Here is a 15,409-nt window from a genome sequence, read left to right on the forward strand (position 1 = left end):
ATGGATACCGATCAACTCATTCGCTCGCTCGCGGCCGACAACGCCCATCGCGCGCCGCGCGTCGGTGCCGTGCTGACGATGGCGCTGCTGGTGGCGGCGCCGTTCTCGATCCTGATCTTCGCCAGCTTCCTTGGCGTGCGGCCCGACGTGATGACCGCGATGCATAATCCGTTCTTCGACACGAAGTTCGCGGTCACGCTGTCGCTTGCGATTCCCGCGATCATCGTCAGCCTGCATCTGTCGCGGCCCGAAGCCTTGATGCGCGGCTGGGGCTGGCTGCTGCTGCTTCCCGTCGGCCTGCTTGCGGTTGCGATCGGCGGCGAGACCATGATGGCCCCGGCGATGCCGATGACGATGCGGCTGGTGGGCAAGAACTCCCGGGTGTGCATGCTCGCGATCCCCGCGATGTCGCTGCCGCTGCTTGCGGGCGCGCTGTTCGGCCTGCGCCACGGCGCGCCGTCGCATCCTGCACTCGCCGGCGCGCTCGCCGGCCTGCTGTCGGCCGGCCTTGCCGCAACGCTCTACGCCTCGCACTGCACCGACGACTCGCCGCTGTTCGTCGCGACCTGGTACACGATCGCGACGGCACTCGTGACCGCGATCGGCGCCTACGCGGGTTCGAAAGTTTTGCGCTACTAGCGGCGGCGGCCTCACGCCGCCGGCGTCGTGCCCTGCTGCATGCGGTGGAAGCGCAGCACCTGCTGCGCGGTCGATGAGCGCAGGGCCTCGTAGGCATCGCGCAGCGTCAGCATGTCGGTCTTCGAGCCGCCCGAGAGCTTTTCGCGCATCGCGATGATCGCGCGGACGCTCGACCATTGCATGCCCGCGACCTTGGCGAGAACCATCACGCCCTCGTTGCGGCTCTCGATCATCATGTTCTCGGCGGTCTCGACCGCGACGCCCGCGAGTGCTGCGAGCCCCGCATTTGTCTCGTCGAACTTGCCCTGCTCGGCGAAGCTGGTGACCTGAAACTCGTTGAGACGACCGTCCTCGTGCAGCGATCTCACCAGCGCGCGCGCCATTTCGGTCTGCCTGGTCATGGCGGCGGCGCGGACCCGATGGGTCGCTTCCTGGACCACGCTGGACACTTCGTCCGCGAGCTCCGGATGCGCGGTCTCGAGCTTCCTGCGCACGCTCAGGGACGCCTTGGCGATCAGCTTCAGGTAGTGATGGCGCGGCAGGTCGGGCCGCAGGCCGATGCAGGTGGCGAGGTCATCGTCGCGTTCGGCGCGCGTGACGAGGTCGGTAAAACTTCCCTCGGAGAGCTGCGCGCCCGGATTGCTGACGGTCGATTGCACGACGTCTTCGTTGCCGCGCGCCACCAGCACGTCGGTCAGCGCTTCCGACAGCACCCGCCGCAGCGAGATCGCCTTGAGATGCGCCTGGCCCCTGGTGCGCGCGATCTCGATCAGGGTCGCCTCGTCCAGCCGTTCCGATTTCGAGAGCACGGGGCCGGAGACCTCGATCACCTCGTCGAGCGCGAGGGTGCGGATGATCCTGGGCGGCGCGGCCGCGATCGGCGCGAGACGGTTGGCGAGCAGCGCTCTCGCCGAGGTCTCGATCTGCTCGATCAGGCACTGGAACACGTCGTCGAACACCCTGATGTGCTCGTCGGAATAATCCACCGCATTGTTGATGAAGAGATCGGTGACGCGGCGCAGGGCCTCGACCCGGCGCGCGACGGTGCCGTGCGAGAGCGCGGTCTGCAATTCATCAAGCAGGTTCTCGGATGGTTTGTCGGATTTCGATCTCATGGCCCTGTCCTGGAGCGTTCGGTCCGGCTGCGGCTTCTGCGCAGCCAGGAAAAAATGGATTAGTCAGCTCGTTGCAATACGGTTGCGCCCTTGCGCCTTGGCGGAATAAAGCGCGCTGTCGGCGCGTGCGAGAAACGTGTCGGCAGTATCGTTGTCGCGCAGCGTCACGACGCCCGCGGAAATCGTCACCCGCATGCCGGGGGAAAATGCGCTCCAGTCGAGATCGGCGACGATGCCGCGCAGCCGCTCGAGCATGCGCCCAGCTGCGCCGCCGTCGGTGCCCGGCAGCAGCAGCAGAAATTCCTCGCCGCCATAGCGGCCGAAAAAGTCGGCCGGGCGGATATTTGCAAAAATGGTGATGGCGAAGGTGCGCAGCACCTCGTCGCCGACGGGGTGGCCGTGGGCGTCGTTGATGCGCTTGAACCAGTCGAGGTCGATCAGCGCGATGGCGCAAGGTGCGGACGCCTGCTGCGACTTTTCGACCTCTGCATCGAGCAGCCGCATGATGCAGCGGCGGTTGTAGGAGCCGGTGAGCTCGTCGAGCTCGGCGAGCTCCTCGATGCGCTGATAGGCGGCCTTCAGCTCGATGCTGCGCCGGTACAGGACCTTTCGCAGTGTGGCACCGAACAGGCCGAGGAAGGCGCACTGGCCGATCACCAGGACGAAGCACAGCATCGAGGCGGTCCGCTGGAGCTTCGTGGCGACTGGCATGCCGATCGGCAGGTCGGAGGCGAGGAAGACGGCCGCGAGGCAGGTCGTCGCGATCGCCCAGGTGAACATCGCCTGCGCCGAGGTCATGCGCAGCGTGCCGAAGGCGAAGATCAGGAACAGCACGCTGATGAAGGCGATGCCGAGGGTCGGCACCGACACCAGGAAGATGAACTGCAGCGCCATGTGCGCCGAGATCTGGAAGACGGTGAGATAATGGTCGCTGTGTCTGTCGCCGACGCCGGCTTCCGACATCACGACGAAGATGCCGATGATCATCAGGCCGCCGACCCAGAACAGCGACGGAACGTTCATCGGGACGACGCCGTCATGGGCATAGATCAGCAGCACGAAGGCGCCGAGCGAGTAGCTTGCGACCTGGCCGACATACATCTGCCGGCGTTGCCGGACCCGGCGTGCTCGTACCTCGGGCGCAGCCGCGTCGGGCATGAGAACGAGATCCGCGACCTCAGCGGCATTCCTCTCCGGTAAGGTCGTCGCGGCCGTGCTCATTGTCCCGCCAAGGGTGAATGTCGCCCAAAAATCTACGCGGCAAGCCTTTAGGTTTGGTATCCTTCGAAATCGAATCCAAACGGTGCAGCGCGCAACAGGGTGACAGCGGCCGGCGGGGAAATTTGCCGGCGATTAGGCATCGTTGGCGACGGGGTCGAGCCAAAGCAGGGCTTGGTGAGACATACGTCGTGCAGGGCTGCTATGGTTCCATCATGTCGGGCCGTCCGCGCCGGACGGCATTGCGCAGGGAATTCTTCATTACTATGTTACCGTTATCGAGCGAGCCGGCCAACCGCCGCGGGTGGCAAAAGGAAAATTCGCGTATGTGGGGTAGATCACACAGACCCCCGTGTGACTGCGGTAGGCTGAAGAATTTCGCCCCGCCCGTCGAACCGTCCGCCGCGCCGACCCGACCAACTTTGCGAGACGGGCATTGAGCGTGACACAGGCGGCTTCGGACGAGGTCCTCATCGCCAGGATCGCTCAAGGTGACCGGCTCGCCATGCAGGTGCTGTACGGGCGGCACCATGTCAGGGTCTACAGGTTCGGGCTAAGGCTGGTGCGGGACGAGCAGGCGGCGGAAGACCTCATCAGCGAGGTGTTTCTCGACGTCTGGCGTCAAGCCGGCAAGTTCGAGGGTCGATCCGCCGTTTCCACCTGGCTGCTGGCAATCACCCGATTCAAGGCCCTGTCTGCGCTCCGGCGCAGGAAGGACGTTGGGTTGGACGACGAAGCTGCCAACGCGATCGAGGATTCGTCTGACGATCCGGAAATCGCGGTGCAGAAAAAGGATACCAGTGAAGCGTTGCGGGAGTGTCTGACGGGCCTCTCGCCGGACCATCGGGAAATCGTCGATCTCGTCTACTACCACGAGAAATCCGTGGAAGAAGTGGCCGAAATCGTCGGTATTCCGGAGAACACTGTGAAGACGCGCTTGTTCTATGCGCGCAAGAAACTGGCCGAACTGCTGAAGGCAGCCGGCGTTGAGCGAGGCTGGCCATGATGGCATTGAGCAAAAAGATGCTGGAGCAAGAGCCCAGTGAAATTGAACTGCTGCTGCCCTGGCACGCCGCCGGCACGCTGAACACGCGTGACGCTCGCCGCGTCGAGGAAGCGCTGGCGCGTGATCCGGCGCTTGCAAAGCAATATGCCGCGATCCGCGGCGAGTACGAAGAGACCATCCATCTGAACGAGAGCTTGGGGGCTCCGTCGGCGCGGGCGATGCAGAAGCTGTTCGCCGCGATCGACGCCGAGCCGGCGCGGCCGGTCGGTTCGCTGCCGCTCTCGGCGCGCATCGCGACCTTCTTCTCGAGCCTGTCGCCGCGTACGCTGGCCTGGTCGGCGAGCCTGGGTGCCATCGCGCTGCTGCTCCAGGCCGGCATCATCGGCGCCGTGCTGATAAAGACCCAGCCCGCGACCTTCGAGACCGCTTCGCTGTCGGTCGGCGCGCCGATCACGCGTGAGCTTGGAGCTCCACCTGCGCGCGCGCTGGTGCGCTTCACGCCCGAGGCGCGCGTCGCCGACATCACCGCGCTGCTCGACAGCTACCAGGCTTCGATCATCGGCGATGCCAAGGGCGGCATGTTCCGTCTCCAGTTCGACAAGGCGATGGGCCGGGACGAGCTCGCCTCGCTGCTCGGCAGGATGTCGCGCGAGAAGTTCGTCAACCTCGCCGTCGCGGCGCCGTAAGGCGCCGCTGCACCGATGACGCGCAAGTCCGAGAGTAAGTCGCGAGCCGGGGCCTACGCTTCATCGGTCGGAGCTGCACTCCTGCTCGCCGGTCTCGGCGTCGAGGTTGCGCAGGCGCAGGCGATCATGCGCACGCCGACGATCAGCGTCCCCACGCGCACCCCGACCATCTCTCCCAGCATCGCCGCGCGCGTCAGCCCCGGTGTTGGTGCGCGGGCTGTCGGCGTCGGCCCCGGCCCGCGTTCTATCCCTGCTATCCCGCGTACCACCACCACGGCGCGGATGCGACCGACCCCAGTGCTGCCCTATGCGCGCTATTCGCCGAACCTCTATCCGGCCTGCACCGCCCCCTATCGCGACGCCGACGGCGAATGCCTGGCGCAGCCGGGCGCGGGCGGCGATGGCGCGGGAAAATCGGGCAAGAAGAGCGCCGGGAAGGGGCGGGGCAACAGCACGCCGGCCGCCGTCGACTTGCGCACCTTCGCCAACGAATTCGTGGCCGAGATCGACGGCGCGCTGTCGGCGACTGAAGCCGACGAGCTTGCGCGTCGCCACGGCTTGACGCGTGTCTCATCCGAGAATTTCCCGCTGATCGGGGCGACGTTCGGCCTGTTCCGCATCACGGACGGCAGGCCTTCCGAGACGGTGCGGCGTGAGTTCGCCGCCGACGGCAGCGTGCGCTCGCTCCAGCCGAACTTCCGCTACGTGCTCCAGGATCAGAAATCGTCAGTGCCGACCGAGGGCGATCCCGCGCAATACGCGCTGGCCAGGCTTCGCCTGCCGCAGGCGCATACGCTGGCGCACGGTGCCAACGTGACGGTTGCCGTGATCGACTCCGGCATCGACGCCCAACATCCCGAGCTCGCCCACTCCATCGCCGACAACTTTGATGCGCTCGGCAGCGCCGAGGGCCCGCATGTCCATGGCACCGGCATTGCCGGCGCCATCGTGGCGCATGCCAAGCTGATGGGCAGCGCGCCCGAGGCGCGCATCATCGCCATCCGCGCCTTTGGCGGCTCGACGGGTGGAGCCCAGAGCTCGTCCTACATCGTCCTGCGCTCACTGAATTACGCCGCCGAGCACGGCGCGCAGATCGTCAATATGAGCTTTGCCGGTCCGAAGGATGCCGTGATCGAGCGCGCCATCGCGGCGACCGCCGCCCGCGGGCTGGTGCTGATCGCGGCAGCCGGCAATGCCGGCGCGAAATCGCCGCCGCTCTATCCAGCCGCCAATCCCAACGTGATCGCGGTCAGCGCGACCGACCAGCAGGACAAGCTGTTCTCGGCGTCCAACCGCGGCAATTACATCGCGCTGGCCGCGCCCGGCGTCGACATCTTCCTGCCGGCGCCCGACGGCAAGTACCAGATGACCTCGGGGACCTCGTTCTCGGCCGCCTATATCTCCGGCGTCGCCGCGCTGCTGCTCGAGCGCAATTACACGCTCAAGCCGGAGGCGCTGCGCATGACGCTGGCGAAGACCGCGCGCGACCTCGGCTCACCCGGCCGTGATGATCTGTTCGGCGACGGTGAGGCCGACGCGTTTGCCGCAGTGATGGCCGTTCCCGCCGACAGCGCGACGCCTGTTGCGGCTGCGTCCGGTACAACAAAACGTGAAGATGCCGAGAAGCGTCGCGACGAGCCTGGCATCCGCGCGATCGAACAACCTTCGCTGTCGAGCGCAGACGATAAATCCACGATTTCTCAGGCGGATAGGCCGGCGACGCGATAGCGGCTGCGACAACTTTGCGCGCCGTGCGAGGGCCAAGAAATCGAACGCCGCATTGAACGTTCAGCCGGCTGCCACGACCAAATTATGTGGGAGCGGTCATCCCTCCCCATAAGTCATATCAGGCGCGAGCGCCCATCCACCCCAAGCGCCCATATGGCTCGACCCGTCCGGTTGTCCCCCCGGACGGGTCTTTTCTTTTCAGGCGTCTGATTTCTTGAATCGCTCGGCACGATCAGCTTCTGGTTGAGCGAACGTGGCGGCGCCCCTTGTCGGCGTCCGGGAGTCGCCCCGCAGGCCGGTTATGCTTGTGCGAAGCTTGACTCGAAAACACAGCAATTGTCCGCACGACTACGGTGATTGACGACGACCGGCGTGTCGTTGCTGGACAAGTCAAAACTTTTCCACAAAATATTCATGTCGCGTCTAAATTGATTCGTGTGCGTTGCGTCGCGTCCGTATTTTTCTCCCAACGGGCTGGTTTATGACACATCGCCAAGAGGCTGTTCGCGACGTGGCGCGTGGCCGCGACATTGCGGCACGCTGGTGCGCTCTCGCCGAGCAGCGGCTGGAACATCTCTCCGAAATGTTCGAGACCGGACGCTGGCGCCGCTATCACTCCGAGCTCGCATTCCTCGAAAACATCCAGGAAGCCAAGCGCGCCGTCCAGACCTGGCGCGCGCTCGCGACCGGTAGTGACGTGGCCGCGGCGGCCGCGAGTGTCTCGCCCGTATTCGGCTGGTCGCCGGCGACCATGCCCCGCGTGTTTCCGCGCGACCAGCAGGCCCAGACCGTGCAGCCGAAGGCCGTCCACATCGCCGCGGAGACCGCCGTCCCGGTCAGGCTCGCGCCCAAGCCGGAGGTCCTTGCCGAAATCACCGAAGCCCCGCTCGCGCCGCGAGCGACGCCTGCTACGGTGGCATTGTTCACTGCGCCCGCCGCTGTCGCGCCGCTCAAGGCTCCCGCTGCGCGGGCGCCGCTCACCGCACCCGCCGTGAGGTCGCCGGTTGCCGCGCCTGCCGCAATGGCGGCGTTCACCACGCCTGCCGTGAAGGCGGCGTTCGCCGCACCTGCCGTGAAGGCGCCGCCCGCCACACCTGCTGTAATGGCAACGCTTCTGCCGCAGTTCGCCCCGCCCGCCGCCGAAATTGTCGCCGCTCCCGAGCGCGTCGTCGAATTCACCTTCAGCCTCGACGGCCTGCAAGCGAAGTACCCGCTGCTGAGGAACGCGTTCTAGCGTTTGGGCTCCGGGATGAGGGCGGCAGCTACCGCCGCACCGCATTGCCGCCGACCACCAGCTGCGCAAAGCGCTGTGCGCCGTCGGCCGACAGATCCGACGTCACTGCACGGGCGTGATCGAGCCCAACCACGGCGCCGCGCGGGGTTTCCGAGATCATGTTGTTGTTGACGAGCGCGGTGCCTGCGCCGGACACCACGGAGACGCCGACGCCGGCCAGCGCCTTGCGGATCACATTGCCCGTGATCGCGACGTCGCGCAGATATTTGCCCCAGCCGGCGACGATGCCATAGGACGGCGCGTTCTCGATCACATTGCCGGTCACGGAGCTGTCAGCCTCGATGTAGATGCCCACACCGGCATCGTCGTCGGGGGCGGTGCCGATCGGCCGCTTCGGGATCAGATTGCGGATGATGTTGCCCTGGACCACCGCGATGCGGCCGCCTTCGTTGAAATTGCAGACCGAGACGCCGACGGCGGCACCATCGACCGTGTTGTTGGCGATCATCGCGGCCTCGAACGCGAACTCCGAATAGAGCGCGACCTCGCGCACGTCGCTGACGCTGTTGCCTGATATGTGGATGTTCGACGCCGAATTGCCGCGCACCGCCGAGTAATCGCAGTTCCTGATGCGATTGCCGCGCACGATCACGTTGCCGGCGCGAAACGCGTTGATGGCGTTGCCGTACTGGCCCGAGCCGCCGGGGCCGGCCTTGATGTCCTCGATGCGGTTGTCAGTGACCAGCGTGCCGTCGTCGCCGATTGCGGTGCGCAGGATCTCGATGCCGTTGTCGTTGGTGCCGATGATGGTGTTGCGGGACACGCTGAGGCCCTTGGCGTCGAACGAGACGACTGCCGTCACCGCGATGTTGGTGAAGATGTTGCCCGAGATGTCGCCGGACACCTGCTCGAGCCAGATGCCGCTGCCGCCGGAGCCGGTGATCTCGCAATCGGTGATGCGGACGTCACGCCCGCCGAGGACATGGATCAGTCCGCGCCGCGTCGGCAGCGGGATGCCGCCGCCGTCGAAGATGAGGCCGGTCAGGCCGATCGAGTCCGACCCGTCGCTCTGGATCGCTGCGGCCCCGCCGGTGAAGATGATTTTTGTCGCGCCGCGCACGCCGATCAGCTGGGCGCCATTCGGCAACCGCAGCAATCCGCTGCGGTAGATGCCGGGTGGCAGCGCCAGCGGCATCTGTGCCCGCGCAGCGTCGTCGATGGCGCGCTGGAGCACGCGGGTCTGGTCCTCGCTGCTGCCGGGCCGCACGCCGTATTGCGTGGCATCGCGGCCGAGCAGGGACGTCAGCGGCGCCGCGCGCGCGGCGTCGGCCGGCATGGCGAGGGCGCCCGCGATGCCTGCGGTCGAAGCTCCGATGAGATGACGGCGATTGAGGTCCATGACGCATCCTTCGGCGGACGCGGGAGGTCCGCGACCGACTAGGTAGCGCAGGGTGGCTGGGGCGGTGAGGATTGTTCGCGGTAGGGTTAAATGTTTACCGCAAAGACGGTGCCGTAGGGTGGGCAAAGCGACTTGTCCGCCGTAGCTCGAAGAGCGAAGGCGGAAGCGTGCCCACCATTGTTACACGAATGCGGATGTATGGTGGGCACGGCGCGACGCGCCTTTGCCACCCTACGAAATCTGAGTGTTCCGCTGCTTCCTTGCCAGCCCCACCAGCTCCATCAGCATCGCTTCCCCCGCGTCCACCAGCTCCTCCAGCGTAATCCGGGCTGCGCCCTTGCGCCGCACCGCGCCGCTGCGGGCGAGCAGGGGAATGTGGATGAACGCCGCAAGCTGCGGTCCGCCCGCCCTCACATTCTCGATCGCGCGCCAGCTGAGATAGTTGCAGAGATAGGCGCCGGCATCGCGCGAGGCGCGCGCGTCGATGCCGGTGAGGCGCGCGGCGCGCAGCAGTCTTGCCGTGTGCGGACCGAACGTCATCGCGTCCGCATGGCCGGCGATCCCGCGCTTGCTGGAGCGGGTGTTGGCGGCATCGGGCCAGAGCATGGTGACGGCATTGCGTGCGCGGGTCTCGATGCGGAGGTAAGGCGTACGCGAGGCGAGGCCGAACATCAGCAGCGCGTCGGGCTGTTCCTTCGCGAGCACATCAGGCAATTGCCGGTCGACCGCGGCATAGGTGACCGGGAAGATGTGGCTCGCGAGCGCGACATCGTCGAGCGCCGGACGGCGCAATTGCGCCAGCCGCGCCACCAGTGGCTGGGTCGGGTTATAGGGCGCGCCGGGAAACGGTCCGAAGCCGGTGAGGAGAATGCGGAGCTTTTCGCTCATTGCAGCAACTCCAGAATCTGCTCGGCGGCGAGTGCCGGCGTGAGATGGCCTTCGGCCACCTCAGCCTCGATCTTCCTGACCTTGGTCCGCACCGACGCCTCGCTGCGCAGCCGCGCCAGCATGCGCTGCTCCAGCATCGACCACATCCATTTCACCTGCTGCTCGCGCCGCCGTGCGGCGAAATCACCGGACGCGTTCATCGCCTTGCGGTGATCCAGAACCTTCTGCCAGAGTTTTGCGATCCCGTCGCCGGTCAGCGCCGAATAGGTCTCGACCGGCGGGTGCCAATGCTCGGATCGCGGCGCCAAAATATGCAGCGCGCCGCGATAGTCGGCGGCGGTGATGTTGGCGCGCTTGAGATTGTCGCCGTCGGCCTTGTTGATCGCGATCATGTCGGCGAGCTCGACCAGGCCCTTCTTAATGCCTTGCAGCTCGTCGCCGCCGCCCGGCAGCATCAGCGCGAGGAAGAAGTCGGTCATGTCACAAACTGCGGTCTCGGACTGGCCGATGCCGACGGTCTCGACCAGCACGACGTCGAAGCCGGCGGCCTCGCACAACAGCATGGCCTCGCGCGTCTTGGCGGCGACGCCGCCGAGCGTGCCTGACGATGGCGAGGGACGGATGAAGGCGTCATTGGAGGCCGACAGCCGCGCCATCCGCGTCTTGTCGCCGAGGATCGAGCCGCCGCTGCGCGCCGAGGACGGATCGACCGCGAGTACCGCGACCTTGTTTCCCTGCTCGATGAGATACGTCCCGAGCACGTCGATGGTGGTGGACTTGCCGACGCCGGGCGAGCCGGTGATGCCGACGCGAACCGCCTTGCCGGTGTCGGGCAGCAGCATCTGCACCAGCTCGCGCGCCAGCGCCTGATGGTCGCCGCGCCGGCTTTCCACCAGCGTGATCGCGCGGGCGAGGGCTGCGCGACTGCCGGAGCGCAAGTCGCGGGCGAGGGTTTTGATGTCCAGCGAGGCCTTCTTCTCAGTCATGCCCTGCTTTACAACGCCCCGGCGGGGCAGGCGAGGGCCGCTCGCCCGATATCACCGAGTCGTTGCCGCCGCTGTCTGCACCGGCTTCACCTTGCGCCAGACCCACACCAGCACCGGCCAGAGCAGCGCGCCGATCGCCATGGCGGCGAGGATCGCCGCGACGGGCCGCTCGAAGAACGGCAGGATGCTGCCGTCCGACTTGATCAGCGAGGTCACGAAAGCCTGCTCGACCATGGTGCCCATGACGATGCCGAGCACCATCGCGGCCACCGGATAGCCGTTCGCCTCCATGACATAGCCGATGATGCCGAAGGCGGCGACGGTGACGACGCCGAACATGTTGTTGCCGATCGCGAATGAGCCGACCGCACAGCACAGCATGATGATCGGCATGATGGCGGAGCGCGGTGCCAGCAGGATGTAGGCGGCGATCCGGATCATGGCGATGCCGAGCGGGATCATCAGGATGTTCGCGATGATGAACATCAGATAGATCGCGTACATGCTCGACGCCTTCTCGGTGAACAGCGTCGGGCCGGGATTGAGGCCCTTCATGTAGAGCACGCCGATCGCGATCGCGGCGATGGTGTCGCCGGGGATGCCGAACAGCAGCGAGGGCACCCAGCCCGAGGCGATGCTGGCATTGTTGCTCGCGCCGGCCTCGACCAGGCCCTCGACGTGGCCGGTGCCGAATTTCTCCGGCTCCTTGGAGAAGCGTTTCGACATCGCATAGGAGACCCAGGCGGCCATGTCGGCGCCGGCGCCGGGCAGCACGCCGATGATGATGCCGATGATGTTTCCACGCGTCATCTGCCAGTGATATTTCTTGGTCAGCTTCCACTGGCCGGCCATGATGCTTCCGAATTTTCGCCGCGGCAGCGGCGGCGGCTCGGGCGTCAGCATCGCGCGCATCACCTGCGCCACCGCGAACACGCCGACCAGCGCCGGGATCGGCTCGATGCCGCCGAACAAATCGGTGATGCCGAAGGTGAAGCGCGGCACGCCGCCCGGATTCTCGATACCGATGCAGGACACCAGCAAGCCGAGGAACATGCCCGCGATCGCCTTCACCGGCGAGGAGCGCGCAACCAAAGTGGCGCACATCAGGCCGAGCAGCGCCAGCCAGAAATATTCGAAGGTCGAGAACGAGAGCGCGATCTCGGCGAGCGGCGGCGCCAGGATCATCAGCGACAGCACACCGGCAATGCCGCCGACGGCGGAGAACCAGACGCCGGCCCCCAGCGCCAGCTCAGCCTGGCCCTTGCGCGTCATGGCGTAGGCCTCGTCGGCATAGGCTGCCGAGGCGGGGGTGCCGGGAATGCGCAGCAGCGCGCCGGGGATGTCGCCCGAGAAGATCGCCATCGAGGAGGCTGCGACAATGGTTGCGATCGCCGCGATCGGCGAGAGGTAGAAGGTGACGGGGACGAGCAGGGCGGTCGCCATCGTCGCCGACAGGCCCGGCAGCGAACCGATGACGAGGCCGTACACGGAGGCTGCGAACATCGCGATGATGACCTCCCAGGTGGAGATCAGCGCGAATGCTTCAATGAGGGTCTTGAGCATGGGATCACCAGGGCGTCGGCAACAGGCCAGCGGGGAGCGGCACGCGCAGCAGCTTGCCGAAGATGAGGTGGATGGCGAACGGCGACAGCGCCGCGAGCGGCAGTGCCAGCTTCCACTTCGCCCCGAGCGCGGTCGAGGTGACGTAGACCATGATCGCCGCGGTGATGATGAAGCCGAGCCGGTCGGCGGCGGCGACGTAGAACAGCAGCAGCGCCGGCGGCAGCAGGGCGCGCAGGCCGTAGAGCTTGCCCTGCGGCGGCGGTGCGGCCGCCACCTGGCCGTCCTCGAGCGGGACCAGCTCTTCCTCCTCCTCGAAGGAATGGCCGATGCCGAACACGATCGCGAGCCCGCACAGCGCGAGCCCGATGCCGATCACGAGCGGAAATACGTTGGGGCCGACCGGCTGCCCCGGCACCGGCGGCAGGATCCAGCCGCCATAGGCAGCCGCCGCGCCGAGCACGACGAGAAACGATCCCGTGACGGAGTCGGGAAGACGCATGTGAGAATCCTATGCGAGGTATTCTCCCTCTCCCCGCGCGCGGGGAGAGGGTTGGGGTGAGGGGGGCTCTCCGCGGGGGAGGTGAGAATTGGACTCGTAGAGAGTCCCCCTCACCCGAAACCCGCGCTTCGCGCGAATTCCGGCCTCTCCCCGCAAGCGGGGGGAGGCGATCAGAGCATCGCAGGTCCGGATCACGCCTTGCTCAGGCCGGCGGCCTTCATCGCCTCGCCCATCTGGGCGTCGCCCTTGTCCATGAAGCTTGCGAACTGACCGGCATCGCCCCACACCGTACCGAAGCCGCGGTTGCTCATGAAGTCCTTGAACTCGGCGGAGTCGTAGACCTTCTTCAGCGCTGCGGTGAGCTTCGTTGCGATCTCCGGCGGCAGGTTCTTCGGTGCGCCGATGCCGCGCCAGGCGCCGGTTGCGTAGTCGATGCCCATCGCCTCCTTCAGCGTCGGCACGTCCTTGAAGATCGGGTTGCGCGCCGGCGCCATGATGGCAAGGCTCCTTGCCTTGCCCGCCTCGATGATGGCGCGCGCCTCCGGCACCGAGCACGTCGTGAGGTCGAGGCCGCCGGCGGCGAGATCCTGCATCGCGGGCGCAGCGCCATTCGACGGCACCCAGGCGACCTGGTTGGCGGGCAGGCCCATCGCCTGCATCCAGCCGACCAGCGCGAGATGCCAGATGCCGCCCTGACCGGTGCCCGACGCCTTGAACTTGCCGGGAGGCGCCGCCTTGATGGCTTCGGCGAGCTCCTTGACGGTCTTGTAGGGCGAGGAGGAGGAGACCTGGATGCCGGGCGGGTCCTCGTTCATCAGCGCCAGCGGCGTGTAGCTCTTCGGCGTCAGCTCGGTGAGGCCCTGCCAGTGCATCATCGAGATTTCGACGGTGAGCATGCCGATCGTGTAGCCGTCCGGCTGCGCGGTCGCGATCGCGCTATGGCCGACCACGCCTGAACCGCCGGTGCGGTTGACGACGTTGAAGGGCTGGCCGAGATCCTTTTCCAGGAGGGCTGCGACAATGCGCGCAGTCGCGTCGGTGCCGCCACCGGCGCCCCAGGGCACGATCACGGTGACCGGCCGGGCCGGATACGCCTGTGCGCGTGCGGGTGTGAGACCGAATGCGGCGGATGCGGCAATCGCGGCGGAAGAGGCCGCAAAAGTGCGGCGCGAAATCTTGGACATCAATGCCTCCCAGCGGCGCCCGTGACACCGGGCGCTCTTGTCAATGAAGGCATTCTAGTCGGCTTTGCGGCGCCGCTGCAAGGTAGCGCTACCACAGCGTTGTGAGCAATGTGTCGCTGCTCAAAACATCATCACTGCGGCTCCGCCGCGTCGCCCTTCGGTCGCGCACCGCCGAAGATACGCATGCCTTCCGCCGTGAGATAGGTCTTCAGCGTTTCCCACGTCACGAAGGCGACATATTCGCCCTCGGCGTAGGGGCCGACCGCGTAAGGCGGATAGTGGAAGGTGAGCCCGGAACTCTTGCCCGTTTCGGTTGACGGCGCGAGCGTCACCGCGCCGATCTTGAGCAGGCTCGGCTCGACGCTCTTGAACCACTCGTCGGTCGCGGTCTCGCTGGTGTCGCGCTTCTTCTTCTCGACTCTCAGCGAAGCGATCACGGCCTTCACCATCGCCTTCATAGTTGCCCCGTTGTCGGTGGTCTCGGTGAAGAACGGGCGGATCGAGATGCGCTTGCCCTCGCTCTTGTCCCACAGGATCGTGTTCACGTCCGAGTTGGGATGGGCGCCATGAGTGTCCATGTAGTCGTTGCGCAGGACGCTGACATAGCGATCTGCAACAACGGAGCGGATCGCATATTTGCGCTCGAAATCCCAGCCGCCGTCCTTGAAGAACTGCGGATCTTCCTTGCGCGAGGCGGCGGCCTCGGCCGCGTTCTTGTCGAGCCACTTCCTGCCTTCGGCCAGGCAATCCGCCGCGAGCGCCGCATCCGCCTTGATCCTGTCGTCGAGGAAGACGCGGGCGTCGATGCTCTTGGTCTTGATGATGGCGTCGGGCTTGGGGTCCGCGGCGAGGGCGGAGATCACGCACGTTGCGCTAAGCGCCATGGCGACGCTCAAACCGATCATGAACTTCAATGGGAGTGCTCCTTACGTGAGCGTCAGAATATTTCGAGGATGTGGTCTGCGATCTGCTGCGCAGAGTGGGGGGAGGCGGAGCGCCGGACAGTCGCCTGCGCCTGCAAGCCGGTCGCATCCTCGATGATCTGCTCGACGTCGATCAGGTTGAGCAGCGAGAAAGAGGCCTCCGGTTCGACCTCGACCAGGACATCGATGTCGCTGTGCGGGTGATAATCGTCGCCGTCCCGCGTGCCGAGGATGGCGAGCTTCGAGACGCCCTTGGCTTTGATGGCATCAGCGTTCTGGCGTATCGCAGCGATGACCTCATCACGTGTCATGGAGACAATCCGGCCGGTGATACGGCCAGC

At 66.2% G+C, this 15,409-nt stretch carries 15 protein-coding genes; 5 read left to right on the plus strand and 10 right to left on the minus strand.

The features are described 5' to 3' along the window. Complete coding sequence (locus AB7535_RS05925) at positions 1-639, plus strand: NrsF family protein (protein ID WP_085403865.1); 639 nt, start codon at positions 1-3, stop codon at positions 637-639. 11 nt (positions 640-650) lie between these two features. Here the strand turns inward: AB7535_RS05925 and AB7535_RS05930 are convergent, their stop codons facing one another. Together AB7535_RS05930 and AB7535_RS05935 are read right to left on the minus strand one after the other, a co-directional pair. Next, the gene (locus AB7535_RS05930) at positions 651-1,754 is read right to left on the minus strand and encodes a DUF2336 domain-containing protein (RefSeq protein ID WP_085403864.1); all 1,104 of its coding nucleotides are present in this window, start codon (positions 1,752-1,754) and stop codon (positions 651-653) included. Between the two features lie 63 nt (positions 1,755-1,817). Beyond that, complete coding sequence (locus AB7535_RS05935; protein WP_085403863.1) at positions 1,818-2,975, minus strand: GGDEF domain-containing protein; 1,158 nt, start codon at positions 2,973-2,975, stop codon at positions 1,818-1,820. 433 nt (positions 2,976-3,408) lie between these two features. On the opposite strand from AB7535_RS05935, the gene AB7535_RS05940 reads away from it, so the two are divergent. The 4 genes from AB7535_RS05940 to AB7535_RS05955 all read left to right on the plus strand — a co-directional run bounded on the left by AB7535_RS05940 (position 3,409) and on the right by AB7535_RS05955 (position 7,626). Continuing rightward, positions 3,409-3,978 (plus strand): sigma-70 family RNA polymerase sigma factor, encoded by a 570-nt coding sequence (locus AB7535_RS05940; RefSeq protein WP_008140099.1) that lies wholly within the window; start codon positions 3,409-3,411, stop codon positions 3,976-3,978. Next, positions 3,975-4,664, plus strand: coding sequence for a hypothetical protein (locus AB7535_RS05945; protein ID WP_085403862.1), 690 nt, complete (start codon positions 3,975-3,977; stop codon positions 4,662-4,664). The genes AB7535_RS05940 and AB7535_RS05945 overlap by 4 nt, the downstream gene beginning before the upstream one ends. A gap of 15 nt (positions 4,665-4,679) precedes the next feature. Next, positions 4,680-6,392, plus strand: coding sequence for a S8 family serine peptidase (locus tag AB7535_RS05950; protein ID WP_085403861.1), 1,713 nt, complete (start codon positions 4,680-4,682; stop codon positions 6,390-6,392). 481 nt (positions 6,393-6,873) lie between these two features. Continuing rightward, on the plus strand, positions 6,874-7,626 hold the full coding sequence (locus AB7535_RS05955; protein WP_094184353.1) for a TIGR03809 family protein: 753 nt from the start codon (positions 6,874-6,876) through the stop codon (positions 7,624-7,626). Between the two features lie 28 nt (positions 7,627-7,654). On the opposite strand, the gene AB7535_RS05960 is transcribed toward AB7535_RS05955, so the two are convergent. The 8 genes from AB7535_RS05960 to AB7535_RS05995 form a co-directional block, all read right to left on the minus strand. Next, complete coding sequence (locus AB7535_RS05960) at positions 7,655-9,025, minus strand: TIGR03808 family TAT-translocated repetitive protein (RefSeq protein ID WP_063984604.1); 1,371 nt, start codon at positions 9,023-9,025, stop codon at positions 7,655-7,657. Between the two features lie 231 nt (positions 9,026-9,256). Beyond that, positions 9,257-9,913, minus strand: a complete 657-nt coding sequence (locus AB7535_RS05965; RefSeq protein ID WP_085403860.1) for a pyroglutamyl-peptidase I — start codon at positions 9,911-9,913, stop codon at positions 9,257-9,259. After that, positions 9,910-10,899: a methylmalonyl Co-A mutase-associated GTPase MeaB gene (gene meaB, locus AB7535_RS05970; RefSeq protein ID WP_085403859.1), complete on the minus strand. Its 990-nt coding sequence runs from the start codon at positions 10,897-10,899 to the stop codon at positions 9,910-9,912. The genes AB7535_RS05965 and meaB overlap by 4 nt, the downstream gene beginning before the upstream one ends. 51 nt (positions 10,900-10,950) lie before the next feature. Beyond that, positions 10,951-12,462 (minus strand): tripartite tricarboxylate transporter permease, encoded by a 1,512-nt coding sequence (locus tag AB7535_RS05975; protein WP_085403858.1) that lies wholly within the window; start codon positions 12,460-12,462, stop codon positions 10,951-10,953. A gap of 4 nt (positions 12,463-12,466) precedes the next feature. Beyond that, positions 12,467-12,961 (minus strand): tripartite tricarboxylate transporter TctB family protein, encoded by a 495-nt coding sequence (locus AB7535_RS05980; RefSeq protein WP_039151132.1) that lies wholly within the window; start codon positions 12,959-12,961, stop codon positions 12,467-12,469. A gap of 191 nt (positions 12,962-13,152) precedes the next feature. After that, the gene (locus AB7535_RS05985; RefSeq protein WP_028146998.1) at positions 13,153-14,145 is read right to left on the minus strand and encodes a tripartite tricarboxylate transporter substrate binding protein; all 993 of its coding nucleotides are present in this window, start codon (positions 14,143-14,145) and stop codon (positions 13,153-13,155) included. A gap of 131 nt (positions 14,146-14,276) precedes the next feature. Further along, on the minus strand, positions 14,277-15,050 hold the full coding sequence (locus tag AB7535_RS05990) for an RsiV family protein (protein WP_085402697.1): 774 nt from the start codon (positions 15,048-15,050) through the stop codon (positions 14,277-14,279). A 32-nt stretch (positions 15,051-15,082) separates the two neighbouring features. Then, positions 15,083-15,379, minus strand: coding sequence for a nucleotidyltransferase family protein (locus AB7535_RS05995; protein WP_085402698.1), 297 nt, complete (start codon positions 15,377-15,379; stop codon positions 15,083-15,085). Positions 15,380-15,409: the final 30 nt, after the last annotated feature.

Origin of the sequence: Bradyrhizobium sp. 956_D2_N1_4 (assembly GCF_052076025.1) — a bacterium.
In the GTDB taxonomy this organism is placed as follows: Bacteria; Pseudomonadota; Alphaproteobacteria; order Rhizobiales; family Xanthobacteraceae; genus Bradyrhizobium; species Bradyrhizobium barranii.

Bases quoted from the DNA above. Each gene is read 5' to 3' on its own strand.
- AB7535_RS05925 (WP_085403865.1), top strand. From the start codon at position 1: ATGGATACCGATCAACTCATTCGCTCGCTCGCGGCCGACAACGCCCAT.
- AB7535_RS05930 (WP_085403864.1), bottom strand. From the start codon at position 1,754: ATGAGATCGAAATCCGACAAACCATCCGAGAACCTGCTTGATGAATTG.
- AB7535_RS05935 (WP_085403863.1), bottom strand. From the start codon at position 2,975: ATGAGCACGGCCGCGACGACCTTACCGGAGAGGAATGCCGCTGAGGTC.
- AB7535_RS05945 (WP_085403862.1), top strand. From the start codon at position 3,975: ATGATGGCATTGAGCAAAAAGATGCTGGAGCAAGAGCCCAGTGAAATT.
- AB7535_RS05950 (WP_085403861.1), top strand. From the start codon at position 4,680: ATGACGCGCAAGTCCGAGAGTAAGTCGCGAGCCGGGGCCTACGCTTCA.
- AB7535_RS05955 (WP_094184353.1), top strand. From the start codon at position 6,874: ATGACACATCGCCAAGAGGCTGTTCGCGACGTGGCGCGTGGCCGCGAC.
- AB7535_RS05960 (WP_063984604.1), bottom strand. From the start codon at position 9,025: ATGGACCTCAATCGCCGTCATCTCATCGGAGCTTCGACCGCAGGCATC.
- AB7535_RS05965 (WP_085403860.1), bottom strand. From the start codon at position 9,913: ATGAGCGAAAAGCTCCGCATTCTCCTCACCGGCTTCGGACCGTTTCCC.
- meaB (WP_085403859.1), bottom strand. From the start codon at position 10,899: ATGACTGAGAAGAAGGCCTCGCTGGACATCAAAACCCTCGCCCGCGAC.
- AB7535_RS05975 (WP_085403858.1), bottom strand. From the start codon at position 12,462: ATGCTCAAGACCCTCATTGAAGCATTCGCGCTGATCTCCACCTGGGAG.
- AB7535_RS05980 (WP_039151132.1), bottom strand. From the start codon at position 12,961: ATGCGTCTTCCCGACTCCGTCACGGGATCGTTTCTCGTCGTGCTCGGC.
- AB7535_RS05985 (WP_028146998.1), bottom strand. From the start codon at position 14,145: ATGTCCAAGATTTCGCGCCGCACTTTTGCGGCCTCTTCCGCCGCGATT.
- AB7535_RS05990 (WP_085402697.1), bottom strand. From the start codon at position 15,050: ATGATCGGTTTGAGCGTCGCCATGGCGCTTAGCGCAACGTGCGTGATC.
- AB7535_RS05995 (WP_085402698.1), bottom strand. From the start codon at position 15,379: ATGACACGTGATGAGGTCATCGCTGCGATACGCCAGAACGCTGATGCC.